Origin of the sequence: Kitasatospora sp. GAS1066B (assembly GCF_041262605.1) — a bacterium.
In the GTDB taxonomy this organism is placed as follows: Bacteria; Actinomycetota; Actinomycetes; order Streptomycetales; family Streptomycetaceae; genus Kitasatospora.
The window spans coordinates 56,862-71,554 of the sequence record NZ_JBGCCO010000002.1 but is presented as its reverse complement, the minus strand read 5'-3'; the positions used below and the strand labels follow the sequence as shown (position 1 = coordinate 71,554).

General features: G+C 72.4%; 11 protein-coding genes. 9 read left to right on the top strand and 2 right to left on the bottom strand.

What is annotated here, in order from left to right; all coding sequences use genetic code 11:
* Positions 1–170: 170 nt before the first annotated feature.
* Together ABH937_RS01910 and hrpB are read left to right on the top strand one after the other, a co-directional pair.
* Complete coding sequence (locus ABH937_RS01910) at positions 171–1,037, top strand: class I SAM-dependent methyltransferase (RefSeq protein WP_370216904.1); 867 nt, start codon at positions 171–173, stop codon at positions 1,035–1,037.
* Positions 1,038–1,066: 29 nt separating this feature from the next.
* Positions 1,067–3,565 (top strand): ATP-dependent helicase HrpB, encoded by a 2,499-nt coding sequence (hrpB, locus tag ABH937_RS01905; protein ID WP_370216903.1) that lies wholly within the window; start codon positions 1,067–1,069, stop codon positions 3,563–3,565.
* Positions 3,566–3,572: 7 nt separating this feature from the next.
* On the opposite strand, the gene ABH937_RS01900 is transcribed toward hrpB, so the two are convergent.
* On the bottom strand, positions 3,573–4,160 hold the full coding sequence (locus tag ABH937_RS01900) for a hypothetical protein (RefSeq protein ID WP_370216902.1): 588 nt from the start codon (positions 4,158–4,160) through the stop codon (positions 3,573–3,575).
* A gap of 139 nt (positions 4,161–4,299) precedes the next feature.
* On the opposite strand from ABH937_RS01900, the gene ABH937_RS01895 reads away from it, so the two are divergent.
* Positions 4,300–4,845, top strand: coding sequence for a Uma2 family endonuclease (locus tag ABH937_RS01895; RefSeq protein WP_280687093.1), 546 nt, complete (start codon positions 4,300–4,302; stop codon positions 4,843–4,845).
* 46 nt (positions 4,846–4,891) lie between these two features.
* Here the strand turns inward: ABH937_RS01895 and polA are convergent, their stop codons facing one another.
* A complete protein-coding gene (polA, locus tag ABH937_RS01890) occupies positions 4,892–7,576 on the bottom strand; it encodes a DNA polymerase I (protein ID WP_370217129.1) in 2,685 nt (894 codons plus the stop codon).
* A gap of 272 nt (positions 7,577–7,848) precedes the next feature.
* Here polA and ABH937_RS01885 point away from each other — a divergent pair, with 272 nt between their 5' ends.
* From ABH937_RS01885 to ABH937_RS01860, 6 genes are all read left to right on the top strand, one after another.
* The gene (locus tag ABH937_RS01885) at positions 7,849–8,328 is read left to right on the top strand and encodes a hotdog fold thioesterase (RefSeq protein WP_280687091.1); all 480 of its coding nucleotides are present in this window, start codon (positions 7,849–7,851) and stop codon (positions 8,326–8,328) included.
* Between the two features lie 623 nt (positions 8,329–8,951).
* Positions 8,952–10,181, top strand: a complete 1,230-nt coding sequence (locus ABH937_RS01880; protein WP_280687090.1) for a branched-chain amino acid ABC transporter substrate-binding protein — start codon at positions 8,952–8,954, stop codon at positions 10,179–10,181.
* 117 nt (positions 10,182–10,298) lie between these two features.
* On the top strand, positions 10,299–11,228 hold the full coding sequence (locus tag ABH937_RS01875) for a branched-chain amino acid ABC transporter permease (RefSeq protein ID WP_280687089.1): 930 nt from the start codon (positions 10,299–10,301) through the stop codon (positions 11,226–11,228).
* 19 nt (positions 11,229–11,247) lie between these two features.
* Entirely contained in the window at positions 11,248–13,017 is a 1,770-nt protein-coding gene (locus tag ABH937_RS01870) for a branched-chain amino acid ABC transporter permease (RefSeq protein WP_370216901.1), read from the top strand.
* A complete protein-coding gene (locus tag ABH937_RS01865; protein WP_280687087.1) occupies positions 13,014–13,910 on the top strand; it encodes an ABC transporter ATP-binding protein in 897 nt (298 codons plus the stop codon). The genes ABH937_RS01870 and ABH937_RS01865 overlap by 4 nt, the downstream gene beginning before the upstream one ends.
* On the top strand, positions 13,907–14,626 hold the full coding sequence (locus tag ABH937_RS01860; RefSeq protein ID WP_280687086.1) for an ABC transporter ATP-binding protein: 720 nt from the start codon (positions 13,907–13,909) through the stop codon (positions 14,624–14,626). Before ABH937_RS01865 ends, ABH937_RS01860 begins: the two co-directional genes overlap by 4 nt.
* Positions 14,627–14,693: the final 67 nt, after the last annotated feature.

Here is a 14,693-nt window from a genome sequence, read left to right as displayed (position 1 = left end):
GATCAGGCCATATCCTCCAACTGCGCACCTCACGCGACCTGCCGGCCGACGTGGGGAGTGGCAGCCGACAGGGGCCCGGCTCCCCGGATGCCACCGCCTGATCCCGTCCCCGAGGGGCCGGTGCCAAGCAGCGGCGCTTTCCGCAACCCCTACCCTACGCGAGGCGCATCATGACTCTTGACACCACCCCTGGCACCTGGGGTGCGGAGCCGGAGGGGGGCCCGGACAGCGGCCCGGAAGATGACGACGTCGCGCTGCGCCGCCAAGCCGCGCCCGAGGAGAGCAGCCGGGCCAGCCGGCACTGGTGGGACCGCAACGCCGACGAGTACCAGGACGAGCACGGGGCGTTCCTCGGCGACGACCGCTTCACCTGGTGCCCCGAGGGGCTGGACGAGGCGCAGGCCGAGTTGCTCGGCGAGGTGGCCGGCCGCGAGGTGCTGGAGATCGGCGCGGGCGCGGCACAGTGCTCGCGCTGGCTGCGCGCGCAGGGTGCCCGCCCCGTGGCACTCGACATCTCGCACCGGCAGTTGCAGCACTCGCGGCGGATCGACCTCTCCCGGGGCGACGAGCCGATCGCCCTGGTGCAGGCGGACGCCGCGGTGCTGCCGTTCGCGGACGGCTCCTTCGACCTGGCCTGCTCGGCCTACGGGGCGGTGCCGTTCAGCGCGGACACCGCGGCGCTGATGCGCGAGGTGCACCGCGTGCTGCGGCCCGGCGGGCGGTGGGTCTTCTCGGTCACCCACCCGATCCGCTGGGCGTTCCCCGACGAACCGGGGGCGGCCGGACTGACCGCGACCGCCTCCTACTTCGACCGCACGCCCTACGTCGAGCAGGACGAGCAGGGGCGGGCCAGCTACGTGGAGCACCACCGCACGCTGGGCGACCGGGTGCGCGAGCTGGTGGCGGCCGGGTTCGCCCTGCTCGACCTGGTGGAGCCGGAGTGGCCGGCCGAGCTGGAGCAGGAGTGGGGCGGCTGGAGCCCGCTGCGCGGCCGGCACATCCCGGGGACGGCGATCTTCGTCTGCGGGCGGGGCTGAGTCTCCGGGCGGTCTGGATACTTGGCCTCGTGACTCTCGACCTGCCCGTCCGCACCGCGCTGCCCGCGCTGACCGCCGCCCTCGACGAACGCGCGGTGGCCGTGCTTTCGGCCCCGCCCGGCACCGGGAAGACGACGCTGGTGCCGCTCGCGTTGGCCGGCCTGCTGGACGCCGGCGCGCCCGTGCGCCGGGTGCTGGTGGCCGAGCCGCGGCGGCTCGCGGTGCGGGCGGCCTCGCGCCGGATGGCCTGGCTGCTGGGCGAGAAGCCGGGCGGGCGAGTGGGGCACACGGTGCGCGGGGAGCGGGTGGTGGGGCCCGAGACGGTGGTCGAGGTGGTCACCACCGGGGTGCTGCTGCAGCGGTTGCAGCGCGATCCGGAGCTGCCCGGCGTGGACCTGGTGCTGCTGGACGAGTGCCACGAGCGGCACCTGGACGCGGACACCGCGCTCGCCTTCCTGCTGGACGTCCGCGAGACGCTGCGGCCCGAGCTGGCGGTGCTGGTCGCCTCGGCCACCTCGGACACCGCGGCCTGGGCCGAACTCCTGGGCGACGCACCGGTGGTGGCGGCACACGGGATCGCCCACCCGGTCGAGGTGGTGTGGGCGCCCCCGCCGCGCGCCGTCCGCCCGCCGCACGGCACCCGCACCGACCCCGCGCTGCTGGAGCACGTCGCGGCCGTGGTGCGCCGGGCGCTGGCCGAGCGCGGCGGTGACCTGCTCTGCTTCCTGCCGGGCGTGGGCGAGATCGCCCGGGTGGCCGGGCAACTCGGCGCGCTGCCCGGCGTCGACGTCCTCCAACTGCACGGGCAGGCTCCGGCGGCCGTGCAGGACGCGGCGCTCGCGGTCGGTGCGCGGCGGCGGGTCATCCTGGCCACCTCGGTCGCCGAGTCCTCGCTGACCGTGCCGGGCGTGCGGATCGTGGTGGACAGCGGGCTGGCCCGCGAGCCGCGCACCGACCACGCGCGCGGGCTGGGCAGCCTGGTCACCGTGCGGGCCTCGCTGGCGGCCGGCCGGCAACGGGCGGGCCGAGCAGGGCGCGAGGCACCGGGGACGGTCTACCGCTGCTGGGCCGAGGTGGCGGACGCCCGCGCACCGCGCTTCCCGACCCCCGAGATCGCCCTGGCCGACCTGACCGGCTTCGCCCTGCAAGCCGCCTGCTGGGGCGACCCCGACGCCGGCGGGCTCGCGCTGCCCGATCCGCCACCGGCCGGGGCGATGGCGGCCGCCCGGCAGACGCTGCTCGCGCTCGGGGCGGTGACACCGGACGGGCGCGCGACCGAGCGTGGCCGCCGGTTCGCCCGCACCGGCCTGCACCCGCGGCTGGCACGTGCGTTGCTCGACGGTGCGTCGGCGGTGGGCGCCCGGCGCGCGGCCGAGATCGTCGCGCTGCTCTCCGAGGAACCCCCGCGCGAGCTGGGTGACGACCTGTCAGCGGTGTGGCGTGCGGTGCGGGACGCAAGCACGCCGTACGCGGCCCGCTGGCGGCAGGAGGTCCGGCGCCTGCGGGCCCAGGTGACCGCAGGCGACCGCGAGCTGCCGGACGCGGCCGCCGCCGGCCTGCTGGTCGCGCTGGCCCACCCCGAGCGGGTGGCCCGGGCCCGCAGCGGCGCCTTCCTGATGGCCTCCGGCACCGCCGCCGAGACCGCGCCGGGATCGCCGCTGAGCGGCGCACCCTGGCTGGCCATCGCGGTCGCCGACCGGCCCGCCGGCGCCGCCTCGGCACGCGTCCAGCGGGCGGTGCCGATCGACGAGAGCACCGCGCGCAGCGCCGCCGCGCACCTGCTCACCGAACGCGACGAGGTGTACTGGGCCGTGCCACCCGGCAGCCGGCGCGGCGAACTGACGGCCCGTCGGCTCACCGCGCTGGGCGCGCTCGAACTGGACGCCGCCCAACTCGCCCGCCCCGACCCGGCGCTGGTGCGGGCCGCGCTGCTGGACGGCCTGGCCCGCGAGGGCGTCAGCGAACTGCTGCGCTGGCCGGAGGGCGCGAGCTCGCTGCGCGCGCGGCTGGCCTTCCTGCACCAGGCGCTCGGCGCGCCCTGGCCGGACGTCAGCGACCAGGCCCTGCTCGCGGCAGCCGACGACTGGCTGGAACCGGAACTCTCCCGGGCCCGGCGGCGCGCCGACCTGGAGCGCCTCGACGTCGGCTCGGCGCTGCAACGCCTGCTGCCCTGGGCCACCGGCGAGGCCGGCCGGCTGGACGAGCTGGCCCCCGAGCGGATCACCGTCCCGACCGGCTCGCGGATCCGGGTGGACTACTCCACCGAGCGCCCGGTGCTCGCCGTCAAACTCCAGGAACTCTTCGGCTGGGCGTCCGCCCCGGCCCTGGCCGGCGGCCGGATCCCGCTCACCATCCACCTGCTCTCCCCCGCCGGCCGCCCCGCCGCCGTCACCGGCGACCTGGCCACCTTCTGGCGCGAGGGCTACCGCGCCGTCCGCGCCGACCTGCGCGGCCGCTACCCGCGGCATCCATGGCCCGAGGACCCGACGACGGCGGAGCCCACCCGGCGGGCGAACCCGAGGAAGTGACGGAGCGTCAGGGGATCGGGGGGTACTGGGTGGGCAGCGGCGGGGTCGGCAGGGGCAGTGGGATGCCGCTCTGGACCGGGTCACAGGGCGGGTACTGATTGATGCTGTGCGGCGGGCAGGGCGCCGGTCCCGGTGGGGTACCGACGACGCAGGATGTTCCGCAAGGCACCGGTGGGATGTCGTGCGGGTCCGTCGAGCGCGGCTGAGCCGAGGGCTGGGCCGGCTTGGCGGCCGCCCGTGCCGTGCTGCGCGGCTTGGGCGCGGCCGTGGTGGCAGGCGGCTCGGTACGGGTGGGCGCGGCGCTGGTCGCGGGCGGCGTGGCCGATGGCGGGGGCGAGCTCGGGGTCGGCGAGGCGGACGGCGTCGGGCTGTCGCTGGGCGACGGGGCAGCGCTGCTCGCCGCGGGAACCGGCGCCGAGTGGGCCCGGGCCGTGGAGCCCCCGCCCGCCGCGAGCCAGGTGGCGCCGCCGGCCAGCACCAGCACCCCCGCCGCGACCGCGAGCGCGCCGCCCCGGCGCTCGCCGAGCCGTCCGAGCAGGGCGCGCATCGCTCCGCTGCCCTCGTCGCTCGGCTGCTGCTGCTCGTTCTCGGACACCTGCCCCGCCCTCGTATAGGTCCACCAAGATCAGGAGCGGATCCTAGCGGGCGGACCGGGCCGGCACGCGAGCCCCCGCGAGTGACCCCGGGCCATGAGTCGGCCGTCTACGCTGGGGCGAGTCGGCCCTGGAGGACAGATGTACGCGCACCACCTCGACCTGATCGAGCAAGCCCGCAGGATCGCGCCGAAGAACATCAAGGTCGAGTTCTCCGGCGAGGTGATCATCATGCAGGCCTCGCCGTCGGGTATCCACCAGCGCAACCTCGCCCTGATCCAGCGCCAGTTCGAGGCGCACGCACCCGAGGGCTACCTGGCGACCGGGAACTCCGATCTGTCGTCGCCCGCGGTCGGCAAGCTACGCAACCCGGACCTGACCTACCTCCCCGAGGACGCGATGGCGACCACGGAGAACAGGATTCCCGCCGAACTCGCCCTGATCGCCGTCGAGATCGTCTCGCCCTCGAACCCGGAGAACGACTGGGAGGGAAAGGTCCGGGACTATCCCCAGATGGGGATCCCCGCCTACCTGATCGTCGATCCCGGGCAGAAGACCGTGACGCTGCTCAGCGAACCCGAGAACGACCGCTACCGGCTCCGGGAGGACGCCGTCTTCGGGGAATCCGTCCACATCCCGGCGCCCTTCGGTTTCGTCCTGGACACCACCGGCCTGCTGCCGTACTGATCGCAGCCGGCCGCCGGACCCCGCACGGAGCCCGGCGGCCCGACCATCAGTGCGCCGCCGCCTCCCAGTCGGGCCCGACGCCGACCGAGACGTCCAGCGGGGCGCGCAGGTCGTAGGCGCCGGCCATCTGCTCGCGGACGATCGCCTCGACGGGCTCGCGCTCGCCCGGGGCCAGCTCCAGGACGATTTCGTCGTGCACCTGGAGCAGCATCCGGGAGCTGAGCTTCGCCTCGGTCAGCGCCGCGTCCACCCGGAGCATCGCGATCTTCACGATGTCGGCGGCCGAGCCCTGCACGGGGGCGTTGAGGGCCATCCGCTCGGCCATCTCGCGGCGCTGGCGGTTGTCGCTGGTCAGGTCCGGCAGGTAGCGGCGGCGGCCGAGCAGGGTCTCGGTGTACCCGGTCGCGCGAGCCTCCTCGACCACCCGGTGCAGGTACTCGCGGATCCCGCCGAAGCGCTCGAAGTAGGTGTCCATCAGGCCCTGCGCCTCGGCCGGCTTGATGCCGAGCTGCTGGGAGAGCCCGAAGGCGGAGAGCCCGTAGGCCAGACCGTAGGACATCGCCTTGATCTTGCGGCGCATCTCGGCGTCCACCTGGGCGGGCGCCACGCTGAAGACCGAGGAGGCGACCGTGGTGTGCAGGTCCTCGCCGGTGGCGAAGGCCTCGATCAGCGCCTCGTCCTCGGAGAGGTGGGCCATGATCCGCAGCTCGATCTGCGAGTAGTCGGCGGTCAGCAGCGACTCGTACCCGTCGCCGACCACGAAGGCGCGCCGGATCAGGCGGCCCTCCTCGGTGCGGACCGGGATGTTCTGCAGGTTCGGGTCCTGCGAGGAGAGCCGGCCGGTGGCGGCGACCATCTGGTTGAAGGTGGTGTGGATCCGGCCCTGCGGCGAGACCGTCTTGAGCAGGCCCTCGACCGTGGTGCGCAGCTTGGCCTGGTCGCGGTGGCGCAGCAGGATGACCGGCAGCTCGTTCTCGGTCTGGGCGGCCAGCCAGGTCAGCGCGTCGGCGTCGGTGGTGTAGCCGGTCTTGATCTTCTTGGTCTTGGGCAGGCCCAGCTCGTTGAAGAGGATCTCCTGGAGCTGCTTGGGCGAGCCGAGGTTGAACTCCCGCCCGGCGGCGCGGTGCGCCTCCTCCACCACCCGCTGGATCTCGGCGGCGAACTGGCTCTCCAGCGACTGCAGCCAGGCGCGGTCGGCGGCGATGCCGGTGCGCTCCATCCGGGCCAGCAGCGCGGCGATCGGCAGCTCCATGTCGCGGATCAGCTCGACCGCGCCGTGCTCGGCCAGCCGGCCCTCGAAGAGCTCGGCCAGGTCGAGCACGGTGCGGGCCTGGACCATCAGCGCCTGGGCGCCGGCCGTCGGGTCGTCCTCGGGAGCGTCGAAGGCGAGCTGACCGCTCTCGGCGGCCTCGACGGGCGCCAGCGAACGGCCCAGGTACTCCTCGGCGAGCACCTCCAGGGTGAAGGTGCGCCGGCCCGGCTTCTCCAGGTAGGCGGCGAGCGCGGTGTCGGCGGCCACGCCCTCGATCTGCCAGCCCTGCTCGGCGAAGGCCCGAATCACCTGCTTGGCGATGTGCAGCGCCTTGGGGCGCGCGGCATCGGCCAGCCAGCCGGCGAAGGCCCGCTCGTCGGCCTCGGCCAGCTGGGCGGGGTCGAACCAGGCGGCACTCTCGGCGGTGGCCAGCGCCACCTCCTGGACCGAACCGCTGCCCAGCGCCCACTGGTAGACGGCGGCCAGCGCGACCGGGGCGGGCCCGGCGGCGTGATCAGCCAGCCAGCCGGCCAGCGCGCCCGGCTCGGTCAGCAGCTCGCCCGCGACCTCCACACCCGGCGCGGTCTCGGCGGCGGCCGTCTCCGAGACGGCGCCCACGTCCAGCGCGAAGACCCGCTCGCGGAAGTTGGGATTGCGGAACTCCAGGGACTCCATCAGCTGCCCGACGGCCTCCCGGTCGAACGGCTCACGGCCCAGATCGGCCACCCCGAGCGGCAGTTCGACGTCCCGCACCAGCTCGGTGAGCACCCGGTTGCGCTTGACCGAGTCGAGGTGCTCGCGCAGCTTCTCGCCGATCTTGCCCTTGACCTCGTCGGCCCTGGCCACCAGCTCGTCGAAGGAGCCGAACTGGTTGACCCACTTGGCGGCGGTCTTCTCGCCGACGCCGGGGATGCCGGGGAGGTTGTCCGACGGGTCGCCGCGCAGCGCCGCCAGGTCCGGGTACTGGCTGGGCGTCACGCCGTACTTCTCGGCGACCTTCTCGGGGGTGTAGCGGGTCAGCTCGGAGACACCCTTGGTGGGGTAGAGCACGGTGGTGTGCTCGGTGACCAGCTGCAGTGCGTCGCGGTCGCCGGTGACGATCAGCACCTCGAAGCCGGCCGCCTCGGCGGCGGTGGCCAGGGTGGCGATGATGTCGTCGGCCTCGAAGCCCTCCAGCGACATCCGGGGCACCTTCATCGCGTCCAGCAGCTCGCCGATCAGGCCGACCTGGCTGCGGAACTCGTCGGGGGTCTTGGCCCGGTTGGCCTTGTAGTCCGGGAACTCCTCGGAGCGGAAGGTCTTGCGCGACACGTCGAAGGCGACCGCGAGGTGGGTGGGGGCCTCGTCGCGCACCGTGTTGGCGACCATCGAGGCGAAGCCGTAGACCGCATTGGTCGGCTGCCCGGTGGTGGTGTTGAAGTTCTCCACCGGCAGGGCGTAGAACGCCCGGTACGCCAGGGAATGGCCGTCGAGCAGCATCAGCCGGGGCCGCGCCCCGGCCGCCCCGCCCGTACTGCCCGCGCTCTGCCCCGCACTCCGCTGCGCCACGTCAACGTCCGTTCCTAGCCGATCCAGCAACTACCGCCCTCGATCCTAGGGCGCCGCACCGACAACCCGAACCGGCAACACCGCCCGCTCGCGGGCGGGCCAGCGCCCACATCGGACGGTCCCGGTCGTACGATCACGAAAGGCGATCACGACCGAAGATCACGACCGAAGATCAGATCACCGGCGACCAGGAGAGATGACCGATGACCGAGCAGCCCCCCACCGAAACCGTCGCCCAGGCCCCCCTGGTGCTGGACGTGCCGCAGGACGTGCTGGACCACTTCGCCAAGCTCGGCGTGGAGCCCAGCACCTTCTCCGGGGGCACCCTCGGCGACAAGATGGGCATCCGGGTGGTGGAGGCCTCCGGTGACCGGGTGGTCGGCACCATGCCGGTCGAGGGCAACCAGCAGCCCTACGGCCTGCTGCACGGCGGCGCCTCGGCGGCGCTGGCCGAGACGCTCGGGTCGATAGCGGCGATGCTGCACGCGGGCCCCGGCCGGTACGCGGTGGGCGTGGACCTCAACGTGACCCACCACCGCTCGGCCACCTCCGGGCTGGTCACCGGCGTGGCCACCGCCGTCTTCAAGGGCCGCACCGCGGCCACCTACGAGATCGCGATCACCGACGACACCGGGCGCCGGATCACCAGCTGCCGGCTGACCTGCGCGCTGCGCGACCTCTGACCGCACCACCGGCGACCGCACCACCGGCGACCGCACCACCGGCACGAATCGCCGGCCCGACCAGACCCACGCGCCCCCTCCGTTTGGCCACCGCCCGCACTGGGCAGGTCCTTGGCCGACGAGGGGGCGCCGTCATGTGCAGGGCCGGCCGAGCAGGCGACAGCGACTCCCCTCTGTGACGTTGCGTAACATTAAGGCTAGGCCCGCTACGCATCGGCGGCCCTGCGCGCAGCGCCTGCCAAGGTCGCCGACACTGCGTCAAGTCCGCATTCCGGACGCAGGCGACCAGACGACCCCACTCGGACAATCATGTCCGCTCACCGAACAGATCGCCCATCACCACCTCGTTCCCCGGCCATTGGGACAGTACCTGACGATTCGTCAGAAACGGTGGAGTCTCCGGCGCTCCCCGAAAGTCCAGCATGTGAGACGCCAGCATAAGGTGCTCATAACAAGAGAATCACAGCAGGCGCACACCCCTGCCACCGGCCGCCCGGCCGCTCTAGAGTCACGGCCAGTCACCGCGCCACCGGATCGAGCCAACCAGATCGGGCTGCCCCAGTGCGCGAACCGGCCGCGGCCGCCCACGGCCCGCTGCCTTCACACCAGAAGGGGAACCCCTCGTGCGTCATCGTTCACTGCTTGTGCTGAGCATCGCCCTCACCGGAGCCCTCACCGTCACCGCCTGCGGCTCCCGCGGCGGGAACAAGTCCAGCAGCAACAGCGCGTCCGGCGGCCTGACGGTCACCATCGGCGTCGACGCCCCGCTCTCCGGCCAGAACTCCGCCACCGGCCTGGGCATCCAGTACGGCGTGCAGATCGCCGTGGACGACGCCAACGCCAACCACCTGGTGCCGGGCGTCACGTTCAAGGTCAAGGCCCTGGACGACCAGGCCCAGCCTGCCACCGGCCAGCAGAACGCCACCGGCCTGGTCGCCGACTCCAGCGTGCTCGGCGTCGTCGGCCCGCTCAACTCCGGTGTGGCGCAGTCCATGCAGCAGGTGTTCGCGACCGCCAACCTGGTCGAGATCTCGCCGTCCAACACCAACCCCACGCTCACCCAGGGCCCCAACTGGGCCAGCGGCCAGAAGACCCGCGCTTACAAGACCTACTTCCGCACCGCGACCACCGACGCCCTGCAGGGCGCCTTCGCCGCCCAGTACGCCAGCGCCGCCGGCAAGAAGAACGCCTTCGTGGTGGACGACAAGCAGGCCTACGGCGCGGGCCTGGCCGGCATCTTCAAGGACGCCTTCGCCAAGGACGGCGGCCAGATCGCCGGCACCGACCACGTCAACACCGGGGACAAGGACTTCTCCACCCTGGTCACCAAGATCAAGTCCTCCGGCGCCGACCTGCTCTACTACGGCGGCCAGTACGACGAGGCCTCGCTGCTCTCCAAGCAGCTCAAGGCGGCCGGCGCCAACATCCCGCTGTTCGGCGGCGACGGCATCTTCTCCGCCACCTACATCTCCACCGCCGGCGCCGGCTCCGAAGGCGACCTGGCCACCTCGGTCGGCGTCCCGGTCGACACCCTGGCCACCGCCAAGGACTTCATCGCCAAGTACAAGGCCGCCAACTACCCCGGCGACTACGGCACCTACGGCGGCTACTCGTACGACGCCGCCACCGCGATCATCAAGTCGATCGGCAGCGTGGTCAGCGCCAACAACGGCAAGCTGCCCAGCGACGCGCGCGCCAAGGTGGTGGCCGGCGTGCAGGCCAGCGACTTCGACGGCATCGCCGGACACGTCTCCTTCGACCAGTACGGCGACACCACCAACAAGCAGCTGACCGTGTACCAGGTCACCAGCGGCAAGTGGGCCTCGGTCAAGACCGGCACCTTCAACGGCTGACCCGCACCACCCGACCCGCCACGGGGCCGCCCGCGCGAAGACCGCGCGCGCGGCCCCGCGTCCCCCCTCACTCCGCGCGCACCACGCGACGCCGGCACCACCGACCTGGAGGCTGCGGTGCACACCCTGCCGCAACAACTCGCCAACGGCCTTTTCCTAGGCTCGACATACGGGCTGATCGCCATCGGATACACGATGGTCTACGGCATCGTGCAGCTCATCAACTTCGCCCACGGCGAGATCTTCATGACCGGAGGCTTCGGCGCGCTCACCGTCTACCTGGTGCTGCCGCACGGCACCAGCCTCTGGCTCGCGCTGCCCCTGATGCTGATCGGCGGCGCCCTCACCTCGGTGCTGATCGCGCTCGGTGCCGAACGCTTCGCCTACCGCCCGCTGCGCAACGCCCCCAGGCTGGCACCGCTGATCGCCGCCATCGGCCTCTCGCTCGCCCTGCAGCAGGCCGTGCACAACCTCTACCCCAAGGCCACCAGCCCCCGCGCCTTCCCCCAACTGGCCGCCGGACCCTGGCACCTGGCCGGCATCCGGATCCAGTCCGGTGACCTGTTCACGGTGCTCGCCGCCCCGATCTGCATGATCATCCTGGCCCTGTTCGTGCAGCGCTCGCGCACCGGACGCGCCATGCAGGCCACCGCCCAGGACCCGGACACCGCACAGCTGATGGGCATCGACACCAACAAGATCATCGCCGCCGCCTTCGGCATCGGCGCCCTCTTCGCCGCCGTCGCCGCCGTCTGCTACGGCCTGCGCTACGGCGAGGTCGACTACAGCATGGGCTTCCAGGCCGGCCTCAAGGCCTTCACCGCCGCCGTTCTCGGCGGCATCGGCAACATCTACGGCGCGATGCTCGGCGGCCTGGTGCTCGGCCTCGCCGAAGCCCTCGCCACCGCCTACATCTCCAACGTCCCCGGCATGCAACAGCTCGGCGGCGGCAGTTGGGCCGACGTGTGGGCCTTCGTCCTGCTCATCCTGGTCCTGCTGCTGCGACCGCAAGGACTACTCGGCGAACGAGTAGCGGACCGGGCCTGAGGCGAGAGGAGAACCAGAGATGACCACCACCAGCCCCACCCTCGCCCTGCTGCGCCGCCAGGCCGCCGGCACCCTCGCCCGGCTCGAAGGCAGCGCCCCGGCCCCCGTCGCCCGCGCCCTGGTCGCCGGCGGCGCCGTCCTCACCATCGCCTCCGCCTTCCTCTCCTGGACCTGGACCGCGGACTTCCCCGGCGACCTCACCGTCAGCGGCTACCCCGGCGGCCTGCAGTGGCTCACCGTCGCCACCGGCCTGCTCCTGCTGCTGCAGACGCTGGCCGCCTACGACCTGCCGGTGCTGCGCGCCCTGGCCCCCACCGGCCACACCGCGCCACTGCGCCGCCTGGCCCTGGCCGCCTTCGCCACCACCTGGTTCACCCTGGCCGCGATCGCCATCGAACTCGGCGGCCTCGCCAACCTCACCACCGGCGGCTTCATCGCCGGCCTCGCCGTGCTGCCCGCGCTCTACGGCGCCCTGGCACTGCCCGCCGACCACCGGCCCGCCAAGGCCCCCGCGGCCACCTCGCCCTGGATCGAGCGGCTCTGGGTCACCCTGATCACCGCCGCCGGCCTGCTGCTCTTCACCTACGGCATCGACACCTCCTACGGCGAACTCTTCGAGGGCTACCTGATCGCCGCCGGGTTCAGCGCCGCCGCCTACCTCAAGTCCGGCCTCTTCGAGCGCGGCGCGGCCCTGCTCCAGCGCCAGCGCCCGTTCGCGATGACCGCCGCCTTCGTGGCCGCCGCGCTCTTCCCGCTCACCCAGAACAACGACCACGACGCCAACGTCGGCGTCAACATCCTGATCTTCGCCACCGTCGCCCTCGGCCTCAACATCGTGGTCGGCCTCACCGGCCTGCTCGACCTCGGCTACGTGGCCTTCCTCGGCGTCGGCGCCTACACCGCGGCCCTCGTCTCCGGCTCCCCGTTCTCGCCCTTCCACAACGCCCAAGTACCGTTCTGGGCAGCCGCATTGATCGGCGCCGGAGTCTCCATGGTGTTCGGCGTGCTGATCGGCGCACCGACCCTGCGACTGCGCGGCGACTACCTGGCCATCGTCACCATCGGCTTCGGTGAGATCTTCCACATCACCGTGCAGAACCTCGACGGCACCTCCGGACCGAAGATCACCAACGGCCCCAACGGCATCCCGCAGATCCCGGACATCAGCATCTTCGGCCTCAACCTCGGCACCGCCCACCAGCTCGGCTCCATCACCATCGGCCGGTTCGCCAACTACTTCTTCCTGATGCTGATCGTCACCCTGATCGTCGTCGCCGTCTTCAGCCGGGCCGGCAACTCCCGGATCGGCCGCGCCTGGATCGCCATCCGCGAGGACGAGACCGCCGCCGAGGCCATGGGCATCAACGGCTTCCGCACCAAGCTGACCGCCTTCGCCCTCGGCGCCGCGCTGGCCGGCCTGGCCGGCACCGTCAGCGCCCACGTCACCTACAACGTGGTCCCCGACCCCTACGTCTTCGCCGGCTCCACCCCGCCCAACTCCGCCTTCCTGCTCGCCGCCGTCGTCCTCGGCGGCATGGGCACCGTCAGCGGCCCGCTGCTCGGCGCCTCGCTGCTCTACCTCATCCCCGAGAAGCTCTCCTTCCTGCAGAACTACCAGCTGCTCGCCTTCGGCGTGGCACTGATCCTGCTGATGCGCTTCCGCCCCGAGGGCATCATCGCCAACCGGCGCCGGAAACTGGAGTTCCACGCCGACGACGCGGACGCCGTCGAGATCCCCGAACAGGGCAGCGGCCCCGACAACGTCAACCTCAGCAAGGCAGGGGCGTGACCGACGTGACCACCACCACCGTGACCAGCACCGCCGCGCCGCTGCTGGACGTCCGCGGCGTCACCATGCGCTTCGGCGGCCTCACCGCCGTCAACAACGTCGACCTGACCGTCGGCGAAGGCGAGATCATCGGCCTGATCGGCCCCAACGGCGCCGGCAAGACCACCTTCTTCAACTGCCTCACCGGCCTGTACGTGCCGACCGAGGGCACCGTGAAGTACCGGGACAAGGTGCTGCCGCCCAAGCCCCACCTGGTCACCCAGGCCGGCATCGCCCGCACCTTCCAGAACATCCGGCTCTTCGCCAACATGACCGTGCTGGAGAACGTCCTGGTCGGCCGGCACAGCCGCACCAAGGAAGGCCTCATCTCCGCCCTGGTCCGCGGCCCCGGCTACCGCCGCGCCGAAGCCGACAGCCGCGCGAAGGCGATGGACCTGCTGGAGTTCACCGGCCTCGCCGGCAAGGCCGACCACCTGGCCCGCAACCTCCCCTACGGCGAGCAGCGCAAGCTCGAGATCGCGCGCGCCCTGGCCAGCGAGCCCGGCCTGCTGCTGCTCGACGAGCCCACCGCCGGCATGAACCCCCAGGAGACCCGGGCCGCCGAGGAGTTGGTCTTCGCCATCCGGGACCGGGGCATCGCGATCCTGGTCATCGAGCACGACATGCGCTTCATCTTCAACCTCTGCGACCGCACCGCCGTACTGGTCCAGGGCCAGAAGATCGTGGAGGGCGACCGGGAGACGGTGCAGAACGACGAACGCGTGATCACCGCGTACCTGGGCGAGCCGCTGGAGAGCGTGCCGGGGGCCTCCGACAGCACCGCCGACGACAGCACCGCCGACGACAACGACACGGCCGACGGCGCCGCCGACAGCACGGAGAACGACGAATGAGCAACGCCCTCCTGGACGTCCAGGACCTCCGCGTCGCCTACGGCAAGATCGAAGCCGTCAAGGGCATCAGCTTCAGCGTCGCCGCCGGCGAGGTCACCACCCTGATCGGCACCAACGGCGCCGGCAAGACCACCACCCTGCGCACCCTCTCCGGCCTGCTGCGCCCCACCGCCGGCAGCATCACCTTCGACGGGCAGCCGCTGGAGACCGTCCCCGCCCACCGGATCGTCGCCCTGGGCCTGGCCCACTCCCCCGAAGGCCGGCACATCTTCCCCCGGATGACCATCGAGGAGAACCTCCTCCTCGGCGCCTTCCTGCGCAACGACAGCGCCGGCATCACCCAGGACATCGAACGGGCCTACACCCTCTTCCCGATCCTCGGCGAACGCCGGAAGCAGGCCGCCGGCACCCTCTCCGGCGGCGAGCAGCAGATGCTCGCGATGGGACGCGCGCTGATGTCCCGGCCGAAGCTGCTGATGCTCGACGAGCCCAGCATGGGCCTGTCGCCGATCATGATGCAGAAGATCATGGCGACCATCATCGAGCTGAAGAGCGGCGGCACCACCATCCTGCTCGTCGAGCAGAACGCCCAGGCGGCACTGTCGTTGAGCGACCGCGGCTACGTGATGCAGACCGGACGGATCGTGCTCAGCGGCACCGGCGCGGAGCTGCTGCGCGACGAGTCGGTGCGCAAGTCCTACCTCGGCGAGGACTGAGCTCCTTCTGGGGCTCTTGCTGAGCGCGGTGGGGTGGCCTCGGTCACCCCACCGCGCTCAGCCACTT

Excerpts from the sequence above, each read along its gene's own strand:
- ABH937_RS01895 (WP_280687093.1), top strand. The coding sequence starts at position 4,300 with ATGTACGCGCACCACCTCGACCTGATCGAGCAAGCCCGCAGGATCGCG.
- polA (WP_370217129.1), bottom strand. The coding sequence starts at position 7,576 with ATGCTGCTCGACGGCCATTCCCTGGCGTACCGGGCGTTCTACGCCCTG.
- ABH937_RS01870 (WP_370216901.1), top strand. The coding sequence starts at position 11,248 with ATGACCACCACCAGCCCCACCCTCGCCCTGCTGCGCCGCCAGGCCGCC.
- ABH937_RS01885 (WP_280687091.1), top strand. The coding sequence starts at position 7,849 with ATGACCGAGCAGCCCCCCACCGAAACCGTCGCCCAGGCCCCCCTGGTG.
- ABH937_RS01910 (WP_370216904.1), top strand. The coding sequence starts at position 171 with ATGACTCTTGACACCACCCCTGGCACCTGGGGTGCGGAGCCGGAGGGG.
- ABH937_RS01860 (WP_280687086.1), top strand. The coding sequence starts at position 13,907 with ATGAGCAACGCCCTCCTGGACGTCCAGGACCTCCGCGTCGCCTACGGC.